Below are 14405 nucleotides of genomic sequence, written 5' to 3'. Positions count from 1 at the left end.
GCGAGCTTGCTCGCGAAAAACTCACAGGCGCCGCGTTTATCCAGAAAACACGCGTTATCGTTGACGTTTTTCGCGAGCAAGCTCGCTCCTACAGAGGGCAAGGTAGATCAGAAGGTGTATTGCAACTCCCCCGACACCGACGCCTGCAACCGCTGCTCCACAATCGGGCTCTTGCCGGCCTTGTCCGCCAGGTATTGCACATCCAGCAAGGTCGAGAACTGCGTGTGTTCGTTGATCGGCACGCTCCATGAAAGGCTCATGCCATTGCTGATATTGCCGGCACTTGCCTTGTATTCCTTGAAGCGGCTGCGGGTGGCCTGGTCGGTAGTCACGCCGTACCAGGTTTGCAGGTAATTGCGGTCACCGAAGTGGCTGTTGATGGCGGCATCGACGCAGCCGTAGCGGCCTTCATACAGATGGGTACCCACGCTCAACTCCAGATGGGTAAAAGCCTTGCTGGTTTCCTTGTGTTTATCTTCTTCAAGCGCATGTTCCAGGGTGGCGCCGATGATCACACTGCCGAGGTTGTAGGCGGCACTCACTCCCAATTGCGGACGCGACTTGATCTGGCCCATACCTTTGAGGCGTTTGGAGCCGGCCTGCATGCTTTCATTTTTATCCTTGCGCGAACCGCTTGCGCCAACGTATGCGCTGAAGCTCAGGGCATTACCTTCGTAACCCCAGCCCAGGCCCGTATCAGTATCGAGGAAGACGCCCCAGGGGCTGATGATTTTGCCGCCGAGTACAGGCGCCGTCATACGTTCGTCGCTGCCACTGTAGCGGGGTGCGTTGGCCATGCCGGCCTTGAGGCTGTATTGCCAGTCTTCGGCAAGCGCCGTATCGGCGGCGAGCAGGCACAGTGAGGTCAATGACAGGCACAGGTTTTTTGCGTGCATCAGGTGTTTCTCCTGGTTAGAAATTCGAGGGTATGTGGGGTGATTGGGTACGTTTGAAGGAATAACCCGAAGCGCTCAGCCCGTTGACCTGGCGGCTGACGGTATCGCCCAAGCCGTAACCGTTGCCGGCCAGTACCGCATGGGCGTTGTCGATGGGCAGCAGGATGTAGTCGGTCAGCGGCTCGCCGTGCAATTGGCCACGAATCACCAGAAAGCCGTCCTCCTGACGCACGCTGATGCCACTCAATGGCGCGTCGGGTTCATGGCTGCTGAGCACCTGATAGGTGCCGACCGTGTTGGCCCAGGCGGCAGGCAAGGGCGGTGGCTCGATGCGTTCACCGATGGCAATGCGTTGGCCGTGGCTGCGCGCGGTGAGCATTTGGCGGCCTTGTACCTGGATTACATCCAACTGCACGCGGCCCAACTCGCCCAGGTCCTTGCGCCAGAAGCCGAGGATCTTTTTCTGCGCGCGCAGCCAGCCTTGTTCATCACGTAACAGCTCGAAATCGTAGCCGGCCAGTTCGCCGGTCAAGCGTGCATGGTCATCCCTGATGCGGAACACGCCCCAGGCGGTCGCATAGAAACCAGCCAGGCGCTTGCGATCCACCGCCGCCGGCACATGGCGCAGCTTGAGGCCGTGGCTCGGCGCCTGGCAGTCATCGGCGCACACGGGCTGGCCAGTCTGTGCCTGGAGCATCAGGCGCAGGCTGTCGGTGGTCAGTGACACCACCATGTCTTCGGCGTTGCTGTCGTTGGCCATGATGATCACCGCCAGTTGCTGATCCGGTAGCAGGGTCAATTGGGCGACGAAGTCATCGCCGCCACCGCTGTGCTGGTAGGTGCGCACACCGGGGCCGATGGGCTCGTCACCGCAGGGCGCCAGAAACCAGCCCAGGCCGATCTGGCAGTCGAAATCCAGGGCGTTGCCGGTGTTTTGCTGGGTAAACATGGCGTCGATAGAAGCGCTGCCGAGGATCTGGCTGCCCTTGTAGGTGCCGTTGGCAAACAGCATGCGTACGTAGCGGCTGAGGTCTTTGGGGCTGGTCCACAGGCCACCGGCGGCGAGGTCACGCACTTGGGCGTCGGTGCTGGCCTTGCCGTCCTCGTAACCATGGGCGCGAAAGCTCATTTGTGCACCGGTGCCTACGAAGCTGGACTGGTTCATTCGCAGGGGCGTGAGCAGGCTGCTTTGCAACTGGGCTTCAAAGCTTTTACCGCTGCTGCGCTCGATGGCCGCGCCCACCAGTGAATAACCAAGGTTGGAGTACGCCACCTGGGACCCCGGTAGGCTGCTCAGCCACACACCCGACACGCGCATCGGCATTTGCCCCATGGCGTAGGTGCTGCGCAGGTCGCGCAGGTGCTCGCTGGGCAAGCCGGATTGATGGCTGAGCAAGCGCCGCAAAGTGATCGCTCGATCCGCCTCGGCCTGGTCGCTGTGAAAGCGTGAACGTACGTAGAACTCACGCAGGGTCTGCTGGATCGGTGCATCCAGCGCCAGGTGGTGCTGCTCCACCAGCTGCAGCGCCGCCGTGGCGCTCAGCAGTTTGGAAATGCCACCGGCGCGAAACGCGGTATTGGGCGTGACCGGCACCCCCTGGTCTTTGTCAGCCAGGCCAAAGCCACGGGCCCAGATCAGCTCCTGACCATTGACCAGCGCAATCGACAAACCTGCCACATTGTCCCGAGCCATCTCCCGGGGAATGCGGGTTTGCAAGTAGCGGATGATTGCGCCGTAATCGCCTTTTTGAATCGGCGGCGGGGCAGGCGGTTGCGAGTGGCAACCGATACTGCCCATCAGGCAACCCAAGAGCGGAATACCGCGCAACCTGCGAAACATCAAGAGCACCCGAGCGATGGTTTGGATGCTGGAATGCTAGGGCGGCGGGGGCTTGGAATCTTTGAGTGCTTTGTCGGGAAACTGTCAAAGACTGTTAACAGCCACCTGTAGGAGCGAGCTCGCTCGCGAAAAACGCACAGGCGCCGCGTTTATCCAGAAAACACCCGTTATCGTTGAGGTTTTTTTCGAGCAAGGATCAGGGCATCAACGTGGCGATCAGCGCGCGAATGGTCCCTGGCAGCGCTTCCAGCTCGCGTACCAGGATGCTGCGCTCGCGAATCGCCCAGGGCTCGTCCAGTTTCACCGTCACCAGCTGCATGGTGCGGCTGTGACGCAGGGCGGCGGACTCGGGAATGATGCCGATGCCCACGCCGGCCTCGACCATCCGGCAGATCGCCTCGAAGCTCGAGACCTGGATACGCAGCGACAATTGCTTACCCAGGCGCTCGACGTGTTCGCGCAGGAAACTCAACAGCGTGCTGCCTTCATGCAGGCCGATGTGCTGATACGCCAGGGTCTGCTCAAGGGTCACTGAAGGCAGGTCGGCCAACGGATGCCCGACCGGCACCATCAGCACCAGTTCATCGGTGCTGAAATGCAGTACTTGCAAGCCGGAGGCTTCCACGGGGCCGGCGATGATGCCCATGTCACTGGTGCCATCGAGCACCCCGCGCACGATGTCCCGTGACAGGCGTTCCTGCAGGTCGACGGTGACGCCGGGGCGCTGTGACAGAAAGCCCGCCAGAACCTCCGGCAAAAATTCGGTGACAGCCGTGGTGTTGGCGAAGATACGGATATGTCCGGCCGAATCCACGCCGTATTGCGTGAACTCGCTTTTGAGGTAATCCACCTGGCGCATGATCAACCGCGCATGGTGCAACAGCCGCTCGCCTGCCGGGGTGATCTCCACGCCCCGGCTGTCGCGGTACAACAGGCGCGTGTCGAGCTGGCCTTCCAGGGCCTTGATCCGCGCACTGGCGGCAGCCGGCGACAGGAAGGCGCGCTTGGCGCCCTGGGTAAGGCTGGGGGATTCGGCGATATGGATGAACAGGCGCAGGTCGGCGAGATCGAAGTGCATGCAAAACTCCCGGACAACAGGTTTCCTGTGGGAGCAGGCAAGCCAGCTCCCACATTGGTTCACGGTGTGGCTGTAAGCGTTCAGCATAACCGAACGCTGGTTTATTGAAATGCAAATTCTCAGAACGGGCAGGCCCTTGCATGATCCACGGCAGTCACCCACTGCCTGAGGACCTGCACCCGATGAGCGCTACTGATTGGATCGGCCGAAGTGAGACCGCCCACGACCACCTGAGCCATAACCTGCTCAAGCGTATCGCCGCCACGTTCGGTGAAGCCGTGCCTGCCGATGGCAACGCGGTGCCTGCGTTGTGGCAATGGTGTTTTTTCCAGGACCCGTTGCCCGAATCGGCCCTGGGCAGCGACGGTCACCCGGCACGCGGCGGATTTCTGCCTCCGGCCGATAACCGCAATCGCATGTGGGCCGGTGGGCGCCTTGAGTTTTTGCACCCACTGCGGGCTGGCGAGGCGGCCACGCGCGTATCCACCATCACCCAGGTCGAAGAAAAAACTGGGCGCACCGGTTCACTGTTATTCGTCACCGTGCGCCATGACTACTCCCAGGGCGGTCGCCTGGCCATCCGCGAGGAGCAGGACATCGTCTACCGCGAACCTACGCCACCCAAGGCGGGCAGCGGCGACGCGCTGGCCCAAGGCGAATGGACAGAGGCGGTCGAACCGACGCCGACCTTGCTGTTCCGCTACAGCGCCGTGACGTTCAACGGCCACCGCATTCATTACGACTACCCCTATGTCACGGGCACCGAAGGCTATGCCGGCCTGGTGGTGCATGGCCCGCTGATCGCCACCTTGAGCCTGCGTGCGTTCTGCCGGGCGCACCCCGAAGCGACCCTGCGCCGCTTTGCCTATCGCGGTGTGCGCCCACTGACCGCGCCACAGCCTTTTGAGGTCGGCGGGCGCATCACCGCAACCGGCGTCGCAGAACTCTGGGCTGGCAACACTGAAGGCCTGGCGCAGACCGCCCAGGTGCATTTCGAATAACCCAATAACAACAGGCGGAGAGCCGTTAATGAATGCCCACGACACTGAAGAACTCAACGCCATCCGCGACGGCGTGCGTGCCTTGTGCGCCGAATTCGATGCCGCTTACTGGCGCAAGATCGATGAAGAAAAGGGCTTCCCCGAAGCCTTCGTCAAGGCGCTGACCGACGCCGGTTGGCTGTCGGCAATGATCCCCGAGGAATACGGCGGTTCCGGCCTGGGCCTGGCCGAAGCCTCGGTGATCCTTGAGGAAGTCAACCGCTGCGGCGGCAACTCGGGCACTGTGCATGGCCAGATGTACAACATGTTCACCCTGCTGCGTCACGGCAGCGAGGCGCAAAAACGCTTCTACCTGCCCAAGCTGGCCAGTGGTGAATTGCGCCTGCAGTCGATGGCCGTCACCGAACCCACTACCGGCACCGACACCACCAAGATCAAGACCACGGCGATCAAGCGCGGCGACAAATACGTGGTCAACGGCCAGAAAGTCTGGATCTCGCGGGTGCAGCATTCCGACCTGATGATCCTGCTGGCACGCACCACGCCCTTGGCCCAAGTGCAGAAAAAATCCGAAGGCATGTCGATCTTCCTGGTGGACCTGCGCCAGGCCATCGGCAACGGCCTGACCGTGCAGCCCATTGCCAATATGGTCAACCACGAGACCAACGAGCTGTTTTTCGACAACCTGGAGCTGCCCCTGGACAGCCTGATTGGCGAGGAGGGCAAGGGCTTCAAATACATCCTCGATGGCCTGAATGCCGAGCGCACCCTGATTGCCGCCGAGTGCATCGGTGACGGCCGCTGGTTTATCGAAAAGGCCAGCGCCTATGCCCGCGACCGTGTGGTGTTTGGCCGGCCCATCGGGCAGAACCAGGGCGTGCAGTTCCCGATTGCCGAGGCGCATATCGAGATTGAAGCGGCGGACCTGATGCGCTGGCGTGCCTGTGAGGAATACGACAGCGGCAAAAACGCCGGGGCCAGTGCCAACATGGCCAAGTACCTGGCGGCCAAGGCGTCCTGGGAAGCGGCCAACGCCTGCCTGCAAACCCACGGCGGCTTTGGCTTTGCCTGCGAGTACGACGTGGAGCGCAAATTCCGCGAGACCCGCCTGTACCAAGTGGCACCGATCTCCACCAACCTGATCCTGTCCTACGTGGCCGAGCATTTGCTCGAACTGCCGCGCAGCTTCTGAGGGCGTTGAGCATGCATCATACCCAAGCCCTTTGCCGGTTCCTGGCCGAGCTGACTTACGCGCAGTTGCCCGAGCACGTACTGGCGCGCACCGAAGAGCTTTACCTGGATTGGCTCGCATCCGCCTTGGCCAGCCAGGGCGCGCACCCGATTCCCCTGTTTGAACGCTACGCACAGAAGATGGGCCCGAGCAGCGGCCCGGCCCAGGTGATCGTCAACGGCACCGGCACCAGCGCGTATTTCGCCGCACTGGTCAACGCTGCCTCCTCGCACTTGGTGGAGCAGGATGACTTACACAACAGCTCGGTGCTGCACCCGGCCACCGTGGTGTTTCCCGCCGCATTGGCCGCCGCCCAGGACCTCGGCAAGTCTGGCCGTGAACTGTTGCTGGCCTCGGTGGCCGGCTATGAGGCGGGGATTCGCATCGGTGAGTTCCTGGGGCGTTCCCACTACCGCATCTTCCACACCACGGCCACGGTCGGCACCCTGGCGGCAGCGGTCGCGGTGGGCAAGTTGCTCGACTTCAACGAAGAGCAATTCATCAACCTGCTCGGCAGCGCCGGCACCCAGGCCGCCGGGCTCTGGGAATTTCTGCGCGATGCCGCCGACTCCAAGCAACTGCACACGGCTAAGGCCGCGGCGGACGGCCTTCTGGCGGCTTACCTTACGGCCGATGGGCTGACCGGCGCGCGCAATATTCTTGAAGGGGACCAGGGTTTGGCGGCGGGCATGTCCAGTGATGCGCAGCCGGGCAAATTGTCTGCCGGCCTGGGCAGCCGTTGGGCACTGGTGGAAACCTCGTTCAAGTTCCACGCTTCCTGCCGTCACACCCATCCCGCTGCCGATGCGCTATTGGACTTGATGCAGCGTGAAGGTTTGAGCGCTGCACAGATTTCCCAGGTGCAAACCCACGTGCACCAAGGCGCCATCGACGTACTCGGCCGAGTGACGGTGCCGGCCACCGTGCACCAGGCCAAATTCTCCATGGGCACCGTGCTTGGATTGATCGCTGTGCATGGCCACGCCGGGTTGCCTGAGTTCCATGACCTGGCGTTGAGCGATCCTGCGGTCGCGGCGTTTCGCGACAAGGTCTGCATGAGCCTGGACCCCGAGGTCGACAGCGCCTACCCGCAACGCTGGCTGGGCCGCGTCACCGTCACCACCACCGATGGCCGCACGCTGCACGGTGCCATTGATGAACCCAAGGGCGACCCGGGCAACACCCTGAGCCGCGCCGAGCTGGCGGATAAGTTCCAGCGCCTGGCCCACTTCAGCGGCGCCCGCACCCCGTCCCAGGCCAACCGCCTGATCGAGCAGGTGTGGAACCTGCGCACTACCGCGTCCATGGCCCATTGGCTTGGAGGGAATTGTGATGACTGAACAACGACCGCTGGACGGCATCACCGTCGTCAGCCTGGAACACGCGATTGCCGCGCCATTTTGTACGCGCCAGTTGGCCGACCTTGGTGCCCGGGTCATCAAGGTGGAGCGCCCCGGCACCGGCGACTTCGCCCGTGGCTATGACGAGCGGGTGCGCGGCCTGGCGTCGCATTTCGTCTGGACCAACCGCTCCAAGGAAAGCCTGACCCTGGACCTCAAGCAGGACGAGGCGGGCGCCATTCTCGACGCGTTGTTGGCCGATGCCGATGTGCTGGTGCAAAACCTTGCCCCCGGCGCGGCGGCGCGCATGGGCTTATCGTTCGAGGCGCTGCACGCGCGCTTTCCACGCCTGATCGTCTACGATATTTCCGGCTACGGCGAAGGCGGGCCCTACGAGAAAAAGAAAGCCTACGACCTGTTGATCCAGAGCGAGGGCGGCTTTCTTTCGGTGACCGGTGGCCCAGGTGAAGAACAGATGGCCAAGGCCGGTTGCTCCATCGCGGACATCTCCGCCGGCATGTACGCCTACAGCGGCATTCTGTCGGCGCTGCTGCTGCGCGGCAAAACCGGCCAGGGCAGCCGTATCGATGTGAGCATGCTCGAAAGCCTGGTGGAGTGGATGGGGTACCCGATGTATTACGCCTTCGACGGCGCGCCGCCGCCACCGCGTGCGGGTGCCGCGCATTCGACGATTTACCCTTACGGGCCGTTTCCCACTGGAGGCGGCGGCACGGTGATGCTCGGCTTGCAGAACGAACGCGAATGGGCGGCGTTCTGCGACAAAGTACTGCTCAGCCCGTCGCTGGCCACGGACGAGCGCTTCAGCGCCAACTTCAAGCGCTCGGCCAACCGCGAGCTGCTGCGCCAGATCATCGTGGAGCGCTTTGCCCCACTGGACGTCGAGGCGGTGATCCAGCGCCTGGAAGACGCGCAGATTGCCAGTGCGCGGGTCAACGACATGCAAGGCGTGTGGGACCACCCGCAACTCAAGGCCCGCGACCGCTGGCGCGAAGTCGACAGCCCAGCGGGGCCGTTGCCGTCGCTGCTGCCACCGGCGCGTAACGCTGCGTTTACCCCGCGCATGGACGGCGTGCCAGCGCTGGGGCAACACAGCCAAGGCATCCTCGACCAGCTGGGTTATTCCGTTGAGGCCATTAACAGCCTGCGCGAGCGCGGCGTTATCTAATCAGGAATCAAGTGATGCCAAAGCCATTAGTACGTTCTGCGCTGTTTGTGCCGGGCAGCCGCCCGGAGCGGTTTGCCAAGGCCCTGGCCAGCGGCGCCGACGCGGTGATTGTGGATTTTGAAGACGCGGTGGAAGAACCGCTCAAGCGTCAGGCTCGGGATAATCTGGGCGCGTTCCTGCATGCGCATGCCGAAGCCCAGGTGTGGGTACGCATCAACGCGCCCCAGCATGCCGAGCATTTTGCCGATGTCGCCTTCTGCAAGTCCCATGCAAATGTGGCGGGGGTGTTGCTGCCCAAGGTCGAAAGCGCGGCCCAGGTGGCGGTGGTGGCCGCGACCGGCAAACGTATCTGGCCGATTATTGAAAGCGCACGGGGTTTGCTGGCACTGGCGCAGATTGCCCAGGCGCCCCAGGTAGAGCGCCTGTCGTTCGGCGGTTTGGACCTGGCGCTGGACCTCAACCTGAGCAGTCACTCCCACGCCGCCGAACTGGCCCTTGACCAGGCGCGCCTGGCGCTGATCGTGCATTCGCGCGCGGCGGGCCTGGCGGCGCCGCTGGACGGCGTGCACCCGGCCATCGACGACCCCGAAGGCCTGCACCGCTCGATCCGGCACGCTTATGAGATGGGCTTTGCCGGGGCATTGTGCATTCATCCCAAGCAAGTCGCGGTGATCCATGCCGCGCTGGCGCCGAGCGCCGAAGAGCTGGCCTGGGCCAGGCGCGTGGTGGAGGCGGGTGCCCATGGGGCAGGGGCTTATCAGATTGACGGGCAGATGGTGGATGCGCCGGTACTGCTGCGCGCGCAGCGGCTGCTGGCCGCGCAACTGTAACTGACAAAACCGGGAGCAAAATGTGGGAGCTGGCTTGCCTGCGATAGCGGTAGAACAGTCAATGTTTGTGTTGCCTGACACACCGCTATCGCAGGCAAGCCAGCTCTCACACTGGACGCGTTCGGCCAGGCCGAACGCAGGTATCTAAAATTCGAAATTCACGACACGCGTTACATCAGGCACCTTGCCTTACAACACAACAATAAGAAGGTGATTCCCATGCTCAAGCTTTCCCGGGCGCTGCTGTGCGCCGCCACCTTGTTTACCGCAGGCCTGGCCCAGGCGGCAGACCCGATTGTGATCAAGTTCGCCCACGTGGTGGCCGAAAACACTCCTAAAGGCCAGGGCGCGCTGCTGTTCAAAAAACTGGCTGAAGAGCGCCTGCCCGGCAAGGTCAAGGTTGAGGTGTACCCGAACTCGTCGCTGTTTGGCGATGGCAAGGAAATGGAAGCGTTATTGCTGGGCGACGTGCAAATGCTCGCGCCGTCCCTGGCCAAGTTCGAGCACTACACCAAACAAGTGCAGATCTACGACCTGCCGTTCCTGTTCAACGACCTGGCCGCCGTCGACCGTTTCCAGGCCGCTGAGGGCAAGCTACTGCTGACCTCGATGCAGGATAAGAACATCCTTGGCCTGGCCTATTGGCACAACGGCCTCAAGCAACTCTCTGCCAACAAGGCCCTGCATGAACCCAAGGACGCCCGTGGCCTGAAGTTCCGCGTGCAGGCTTCCAGTGTGCTCGAAGAACAGTTCAAGGCGATCCGCGCCAACCCGCGCAAGATGAGCTTTGCCGAGGTCTACCAGGGCCTGCAGACCGGCACCGTGAATGGCACCGAGAACACCTGGTCCAACTATGAAAGCCAGAAGGTCAACGAAGTGCAGAAGTACTTCACCGAGTCCAACCATGGTCTGATCGACTACATGGTGATCACCAACGCGAAATTTTGGAACGGCCTGGCGCCGGATGTGCGCAGCACCCTGGAGCAGATCATGGCCGAGGTCACCGTGGAGGTGAACAAGCAGGCTGAAGCACTGAACCAGTCGGCCAAGCAGAAGATCATCGACGCCAAGACCAGCGAAATCATCGAGCTGACCCCCGCGCAACGTGCGCTGTGGCGCGAAGCCATGCGCCCGGTGTGGCAGAAGTTCGAGGGCGAGATTGGGGCTGACCTGATCAAGGCGGCGGACCAGTCCAACCAGTAATCCCCTGTGGGAGCGGGCTTGCCCGCGACTGATCGTTCCCACGCTCCGCGTGGTAATGCATCCCGTGACGCTCCGCGTCGCCTTACGCACGGCGTGATACAGGACGTGGAACGTCCGGGGCGGCATTACCACGCGGAGCGTGGGAACGATCTAGCAGGTTGACCTGGCTTTTACCTATCTCTGCCTCGCGAGGTTTTGCCATGCAAACGCTAAGGCGCGTCTGGGAGCACCTGGAGGAAGGCTTCATTGCTTTCCTGCTGGCCGCCATGACCCTGGTGACATTCGTCTACGTCATGCTCAACAACGTCTACACCCTGTTCTTTGCCCTGGCCGACAAATGGGCCTGGAGCGGCCCCTTCTTCAATGCCCTGGGCGACGGCACCATGACCTTGGCCCAAGAGATGACCTGGAGCGTGGCGCTGACCAAGGCCATGTTCGGCTGGTTGATTTTCTTCGGCATTTCTTACGGCGTGCGCACCGCTGGCCACCTGGGCGTGGATGCGCTGGTGCGGCTGACCCGGCGCCCGGTGCAACGCCTGCTCGGCATGCTCGCCTGCCTGTGCTGCCTGGCCTATGCCGGGCTGTTCATGGTGGCCAGCTACAAGTGGGTGAGTGCGGTAATGACCGCGCATATCGGCGCCGAAGACCTCGACCAGTTCGGCATCGATGTCGGCGACATCGTGGTGATCGTGCCCATTGGCTTTGCCTTGGTCTTGATCCGCTACCTGGAAATTTTCTACCGCATCTTTACCCACCGCCAGGTGGGGTTGGGGTTGGCCGACGAGGCCGGTGAGGCCAGCAAGTTGGCCGGCAGCCATGAGGAGCGTCACTGATGGCCGTGCTCTGTCTGTTTCTGCTGTTGTTCGTGTTCATGTTCCTGGGCGTGCCGATTGCGATTGCCCTGGGGCTGTCCGGTGCGGTGTCGATCCTGATGTTCAGCCAGGACTCGGTGAGCTCCCTGGCGATCAAGTTGTTTGAAACCAGCGACGCCTACACCTTCCTGGCGATTCCCTTTTTCCTGTTATCCGGCGCCTTCATGACCACCGGCGGCGTGGCCCAGCGGCTGATCGACTTTGCCAACGCCTGTGTCGGGCATATCCGCGGTGGCCTGGCGATTGCGGCGGTGCTGGCGTGCATGCTGTTTGCGGCGCTGTCCGGCTCATCACCGGCCACGGTGGCGGCGGTGGGCTCGATTGCCGTGGCGGGCATGGTGCGTTCCGGTTACCCGAAGGAGTTTGGGGCGGGCATCATCTGCAATGCCGGGACCTTGGGCATTCTGATTCCGCCGTCGATCGTGATGGTGGTGTATTCGGCGGCGACCGAAACCTCAGTAGGCAAATTGTTCATGGCCGGGGTGATTCCGGGTTTGCTGCTGGGCCTGATGTTGATGGTCGCGATCTACATCGTCGCCCGCATCAAGAAGCTGCCAGCGCAACCCCGGGCGACATTCCGTGAGTGGCTGAGCTGCGCACGCCGGGCGTTCTGGGGCCTGTTGCTGCTGGTGATCATCCTTGGGGGCATTTACAGCGGCATGTTCACCCCGACCGAGGCGGCGGCGGTGGCGGCGGTGTATTCGGCGTTTGTCGCGCTGTTCGTCTACAAGGACATGAAGCTGCGTGACTGCCCCAAAGTGCTGCTGGAGTCTGGGCGGTTGTCGATCATGCTGATGTTCATCATCGCCAACGCCATGTTGTTTGCCCACGTGCTGACCACCGAGCAGATCCCGCAGGAAATCACCGCCTGGGTGATCTCCGAAGGGCTGACGCCGATTGGCTTTTTGATCATGGTCAACGTGGTGTTGCTGATTGCCGGCAGCTTTATGGAGCCTTCGGCCATTGTGCTGATCCTGGCGCCGATCTTTTTCCCGATTGCGATGAAGCTGGGCATTGATCCGATTCACCTGGGCATCGTGATGGTGGTGAACATGGAAATCGGCCTGGTGCATCCGCCGGTGGGGCTGAACCTGTTCGTGACTTCGGCGGTGACGGGGCTGACCCTGGGGCAGACCATCCGCGCGGCGATGCCGTGGCTGATGATCCTGTTGGTGTTCCTGATCATGGTCACCTACCTGCCGTTCATTTCCCTCGCGCTGCCGCAGTGGCTGGGGATGTGAGGCCGCTAGGCGGTGGGAGAGGGCAGCCCTCCCACCGCTGAGGGGCGTTAGACCTTGAACTGACGCAAAAGCCCATCAAGCTGCTCGCTCAAGCCACGCAACTGTGCACTCGCCACGCTGGATTGCTCCGCCGCCAGCGCGGTGCTGTGGGACAGCCCGGCCGCTTGGGTGACGTTCTGGTTGATGTCTTCCACCACGTGGGCCTGTTGCAGGGTGGCGCTGGCAATCGAGGCGTTCAGGCCGTTGAGGTTGTGCAGCGCCTGGCCGATGGCGGTGAGGCTCGCGCCCGCCTGGCCGGCTTGTTCGATGGTCAGTTGCGAGGCGCTGTGGCTGTCGCTGATCACCTTGACCGCCGCTTCCGAGTGGCCTTGCAGGCGCTCGATCATCACCTGGATCTCGGCGGTGGATTTCTGCGTGCGCTGGGCCAGCAGGCGCACCTCATCGGCGACCACCGCGAACCCACGGCCTTGCTCCCCGGCACGTGCGGCTTCGATGGCGGCGTTGAGGGCGAGCAGGTTGGTCTGGTCGGCGATGGAGCGGATCACCTCCAGTACCCCGCCGATCTGCGTGCTTTCGCTGGAGAGCGTGCGGATCACCTCCACGGCCTGACTGATGGTGGTGGAGAGCTGGTCGATCTGCTGCAAGCTGCCGTCGATATTGACCTGTCCCTGTTGGGCCTGGGCCTGGGCATCGCGCATTTCGCTGGCAGCGTGCTCGGCATTTTTTGCCACGTCCTGCACACCGTAGGTGACTTCGTTGATGGCGGTGGCCACCAGTTCCATCTGCTGCGATTGCTGCTGGCTGCGGTCATGGGCCTGGCTGGCGTTGTGGCCCAGTTCGGTGGACGACTGGCCCAGGGCGTTCGCGCACACCTGCAACTGGCCGACCACCTGGCGCAGCTTAGCGATGAAGCTATTGAAGTGCTGGGCCAGTTGCGTCAATTCGTCACGGCCGTGGGTGTCGAGGCTGTGGGTCAGGTCGCTTTCGCCGCTGGCGATATTGCCCATGGCATTCACCGCCGCCTGCAACGGCTGCACGATGCTGCGGGCAATCAGCACCACCAGCACGGCCATCATCAGCGCAATACCCAGGCCAATGGCCGAGGCTTTCCACACCTGGCCCCTGAATTCGGCCTGCACATCGTCCACGTAGACGCCGGAGCCGATGATCCAGCCCCAGGGTTCGAACAGTTGGATGTACGAGGTTTTCTCTACCGGCGCTTCGGCGCCAGGCTTCGGCCAGCGGTAGTTGACGATGCCGGCACCCTTGGCCTTGGCCAGGCTCACGAATTCGTTGAACACGGCGAAACCGTCCGGGTCGCGAATCGCCGAGAGGTTCTGGCCGTCGAGCTTGGGGTTGGCCGCGTGCATGATCATCACGGGGGTGAGGTCGTTGATCCAGAAGTAGTCGTCGTGGTCATAACGCAGGCCGCGCACCGCGCTCAAGGCCTGTTGTTGCGCGGCGTCGCGGGTCAGTACGCCGGTTTTTTCCAGGTTCTGGTAATAGCTGAGTACGCCACTGGCGGTCTGTACCACGTGCTGTGTCTGCTGGCGCTTGGCCTGGTAGAGGTCGCCGTGGATCTGGTTGAGCATCAACAGCCCCAAGGCCAGCAGCATCAACACGGCGACTATCAGGATCAGCCAAAGGCGGCGGCTGATCGACATGCTGCGCAAACTGTTCATCGTCC

The 14405-nt window shown here is 62.5% G+C and carries 12 protein-coding genes; 8 read left to right on the top strand and 4 right to left on the bottom strand.

Annotation, left to right across the window (positions count from 1 at the left end; translation table 11 throughout):
* Positions 1–107: 107 nt before the first annotated feature.
* The 3 genes from GIW04_RS06395 to GIW04_RS06385 all read right to left on the bottom strand — a co-directional run bounded on the left by GIW04_RS06395 (position 108) and on the right by GIW04_RS06385 (position 3814).
* Complete coding sequence (locus GIW04_RS06395) at positions 108–896, bottom strand: MipA/OmpV family protein (protein ID WP_120247989.1); 789 nt, start codon at positions 894–896, stop codon at positions 108–110.
* A 16-nt stretch (positions 897–912) separates the two neighbouring features.
* Positions 913–2736: a serine hydrolase domain-containing protein gene (locus GIW04_RS06390; protein WP_120247990.1), complete on the bottom strand. Its 1824-nt coding sequence runs from the start codon at positions 2734–2736 to the stop codon at positions 913–915.
* Between the two features lie 196 nt (positions 2737–2932).
* Positions 2933–3814, bottom strand: coding sequence for a LysR family transcriptional regulator (locus tag GIW04_RS06385; RefSeq protein WP_003191032.1), 882 nt, complete (start codon positions 3812–3814; stop codon positions 2933–2935).
* 182 nt (positions 3815–3996) lie between these two features.
* Here GIW04_RS06385 and GIW04_RS06380 point away from each other — a divergent pair, with 182 nt between their 5' ends.
* The 8 genes from GIW04_RS06380 to dctM all read left to right on the top strand — a co-directional run bounded on the left by GIW04_RS06380 (position 3997) and on the right by dctM (position 12718).
* Complete coding sequence (locus GIW04_RS06380; RefSeq protein WP_120248197.1) at positions 3997–4815, top strand: FAS1-like dehydratase domain-containing protein; 819 nt, start codon at positions 3997–3999, stop codon at positions 4813–4815.
* A gap of 28 nt (positions 4816–4843) precedes the next feature.
* The gene (locus GIW04_RS06375; protein ID WP_003191034.1) at positions 4844–6007 is read left to right on the top strand and encodes an acyl-CoA dehydrogenase family protein; all 1164 of its coding nucleotides are present in this window, start codon (positions 4844–4846) and stop codon (positions 6005–6007) included.
* A gap of 11 nt (positions 6008–6018) precedes the next feature.
* The gene (locus GIW04_RS06370) at positions 6019–7386 is read left to right on the top strand and encodes an MmgE/PrpD family protein (protein WP_120247991.1); all 1368 of its coding nucleotides are present in this window, start codon (positions 6019–6021) and stop codon (positions 7384–7386) included.
* Positions 7379–8572 carry a CaiB/BaiF CoA transferase family protein gene (locus GIW04_RS06365; RefSeq protein WP_236478947.1) on the top strand — a complete coding sequence of 398 codons (1194 nt, stop codon included), beginning with the start codon at positions 7379–7381 and terminating at the stop codon, positions 8570–8572. The genes GIW04_RS06370 and GIW04_RS06365 overlap by 8 nt, the downstream gene beginning before the upstream one ends.
* A 14-nt stretch (positions 8573–8586) precedes the next feature.
* Positions 8587–9402 (top strand): HpcH/HpaI aldolase/citrate lyase family protein, encoded by an 816-nt coding sequence (locus GIW04_RS06360; RefSeq protein ID WP_003191038.1) that lies wholly within the window; start codon positions 8587–8589, stop codon positions 9400–9402.
* A 219-nt stretch (positions 9403–9621) separates the two neighbouring features.
* On the top strand, positions 9622–10605 hold the full coding sequence (locus tag GIW04_RS06355; protein WP_034135545.1) for a TRAP transporter substrate-binding protein: 984 nt from the start codon (positions 9622–9624) through the stop codon (positions 10603–10605).
* 200 nt (positions 10606–10805) lie between these two features.
* Complete coding sequence (locus GIW04_RS06350) at positions 10806–11438, top strand: TRAP transporter small permease (protein WP_003191040.1); 633 nt, start codon at positions 10806–10808, stop codon at positions 11436–11438.
* Complete coding sequence (dctM, locus tag GIW04_RS06345) at positions 11438–12718, top strand: C4-dicarboxylate TRAP transporter large permease protein DctM (protein WP_003191042.1); 1281 nt, start codon at positions 11438–11440, stop codon at positions 12716–12718. Before GIW04_RS06350 ends, dctM begins: the two co-directional genes overlap by 1 nt.
* 47 nt (positions 12719–12765) lie before the next feature.
* On the opposite strand, the gene GIW04_RS06340 is transcribed toward dctM, so the two are convergent.
* A complete protein-coding gene (locus GIW04_RS06340) occupies positions 12766–14400 on the bottom strand; it encodes a methyl-accepting chemotaxis protein (RefSeq protein WP_120247992.1) in 1635 nt (544 codons plus the stop codon).
* Between the last annotated feature and the right edge of the window lie 5 nt (positions 14401–14405).

This window comes from Pseudomonas sp. PA-4-8C (assembly GCF_021606625.1).
Taxonomy (GTDB): domain Bacteria; phylum Pseudomonadota; class Gammaproteobacteria; order Pseudomonadales; family Pseudomonadaceae; genus Aquipseudomonas; species Aquipseudomonas lactis.
This window is presented reverse-complemented; position numbering and strand designations above follow the sequence as displayed.

What these genes read in the sequence shown, in the direction of transcription:
- GIW04_RS06395 (WP_120247989.1), bottom strand. Translation starts at nt 896, where the DNA reads ATGCACGCAAAAAACCTGTGCCTGTCATTGACCTCACTGTGCCTGCTC.
- GIW04_RS06390 (WP_120247990.1), bottom strand. Translation starts at nt 2,736, where the DNA reads ATGTTTCGCAGGTTGCGCGGTATTCCGCTCTTGGGTTGCCTGATGGGC.
- GIW04_RS06385 (WP_003191032.1), bottom strand. Translation starts at nt 3,814, where the DNA reads ATGCACTTCGATCTCGCCGACCTGCGCCTGTTCATCCATATCGCCGAA.
- GIW04_RS06380 (WP_120248197.1), top strand. Translation starts at nt 3,997, where the DNA reads ATGAGCGCTACTGATTGGATCGGCCGAAGTGAGACCGCCCACGACCAC.
- GIW04_RS06375 (WP_003191034.1), top strand. Translation starts at nt 4,844, where the DNA reads ATGAATGCCCACGACACTGAAGAACTCAACGCCATCCGCGACGGCGTG.
- GIW04_RS06370 (WP_120247991.1), top strand. Translation starts at nt 6,019, where the DNA reads ATGCATCATACCCAAGCCCTTTGCCGGTTCCTGGCCGAGCTGACTTAC.
- GIW04_RS06365 (WP_236478947.1), top strand. Translation starts at nt 7,379, where the DNA reads ATGACTGAACAACGACCGCTGGACGGCATCACCGTCGTCAGCCTGGAA.
- GIW04_RS06360 (WP_003191038.1), top strand. Translation starts at nt 8,587, where the DNA reads ATGCCAAAGCCATTAGTACGTTCTGCGCTGTTTGTGCCGGGCAGCCGC.
- GIW04_RS06355 (WP_034135545.1), top strand. Translation starts at nt 9,622, where the DNA reads ATGCTCAAGCTTTCCCGGGCGCTGCTGTGCGCCGCCACCTTGTTTACC.
- GIW04_RS06350 (WP_003191040.1), top strand. Translation starts at nt 10,806, where the DNA reads ATGCAAACGCTAAGGCGCGTCTGGGAGCACCTGGAGGAAGGCTTCATT.
- dctM (WP_003191042.1), top strand. Translation starts at nt 11,438, where the DNA reads ATGGCCGTGCTCTGTCTGTTTCTGCTGTTGTTCGTGTTCATGTTCCTG.
- GIW04_RS06340 (WP_120247992.1), bottom strand. Translation starts at nt 14,400, where the DNA reads ATGAACAGTTTGCGCAGCATGTCGATCAGCCGCCGCCTTTGGCTGATC.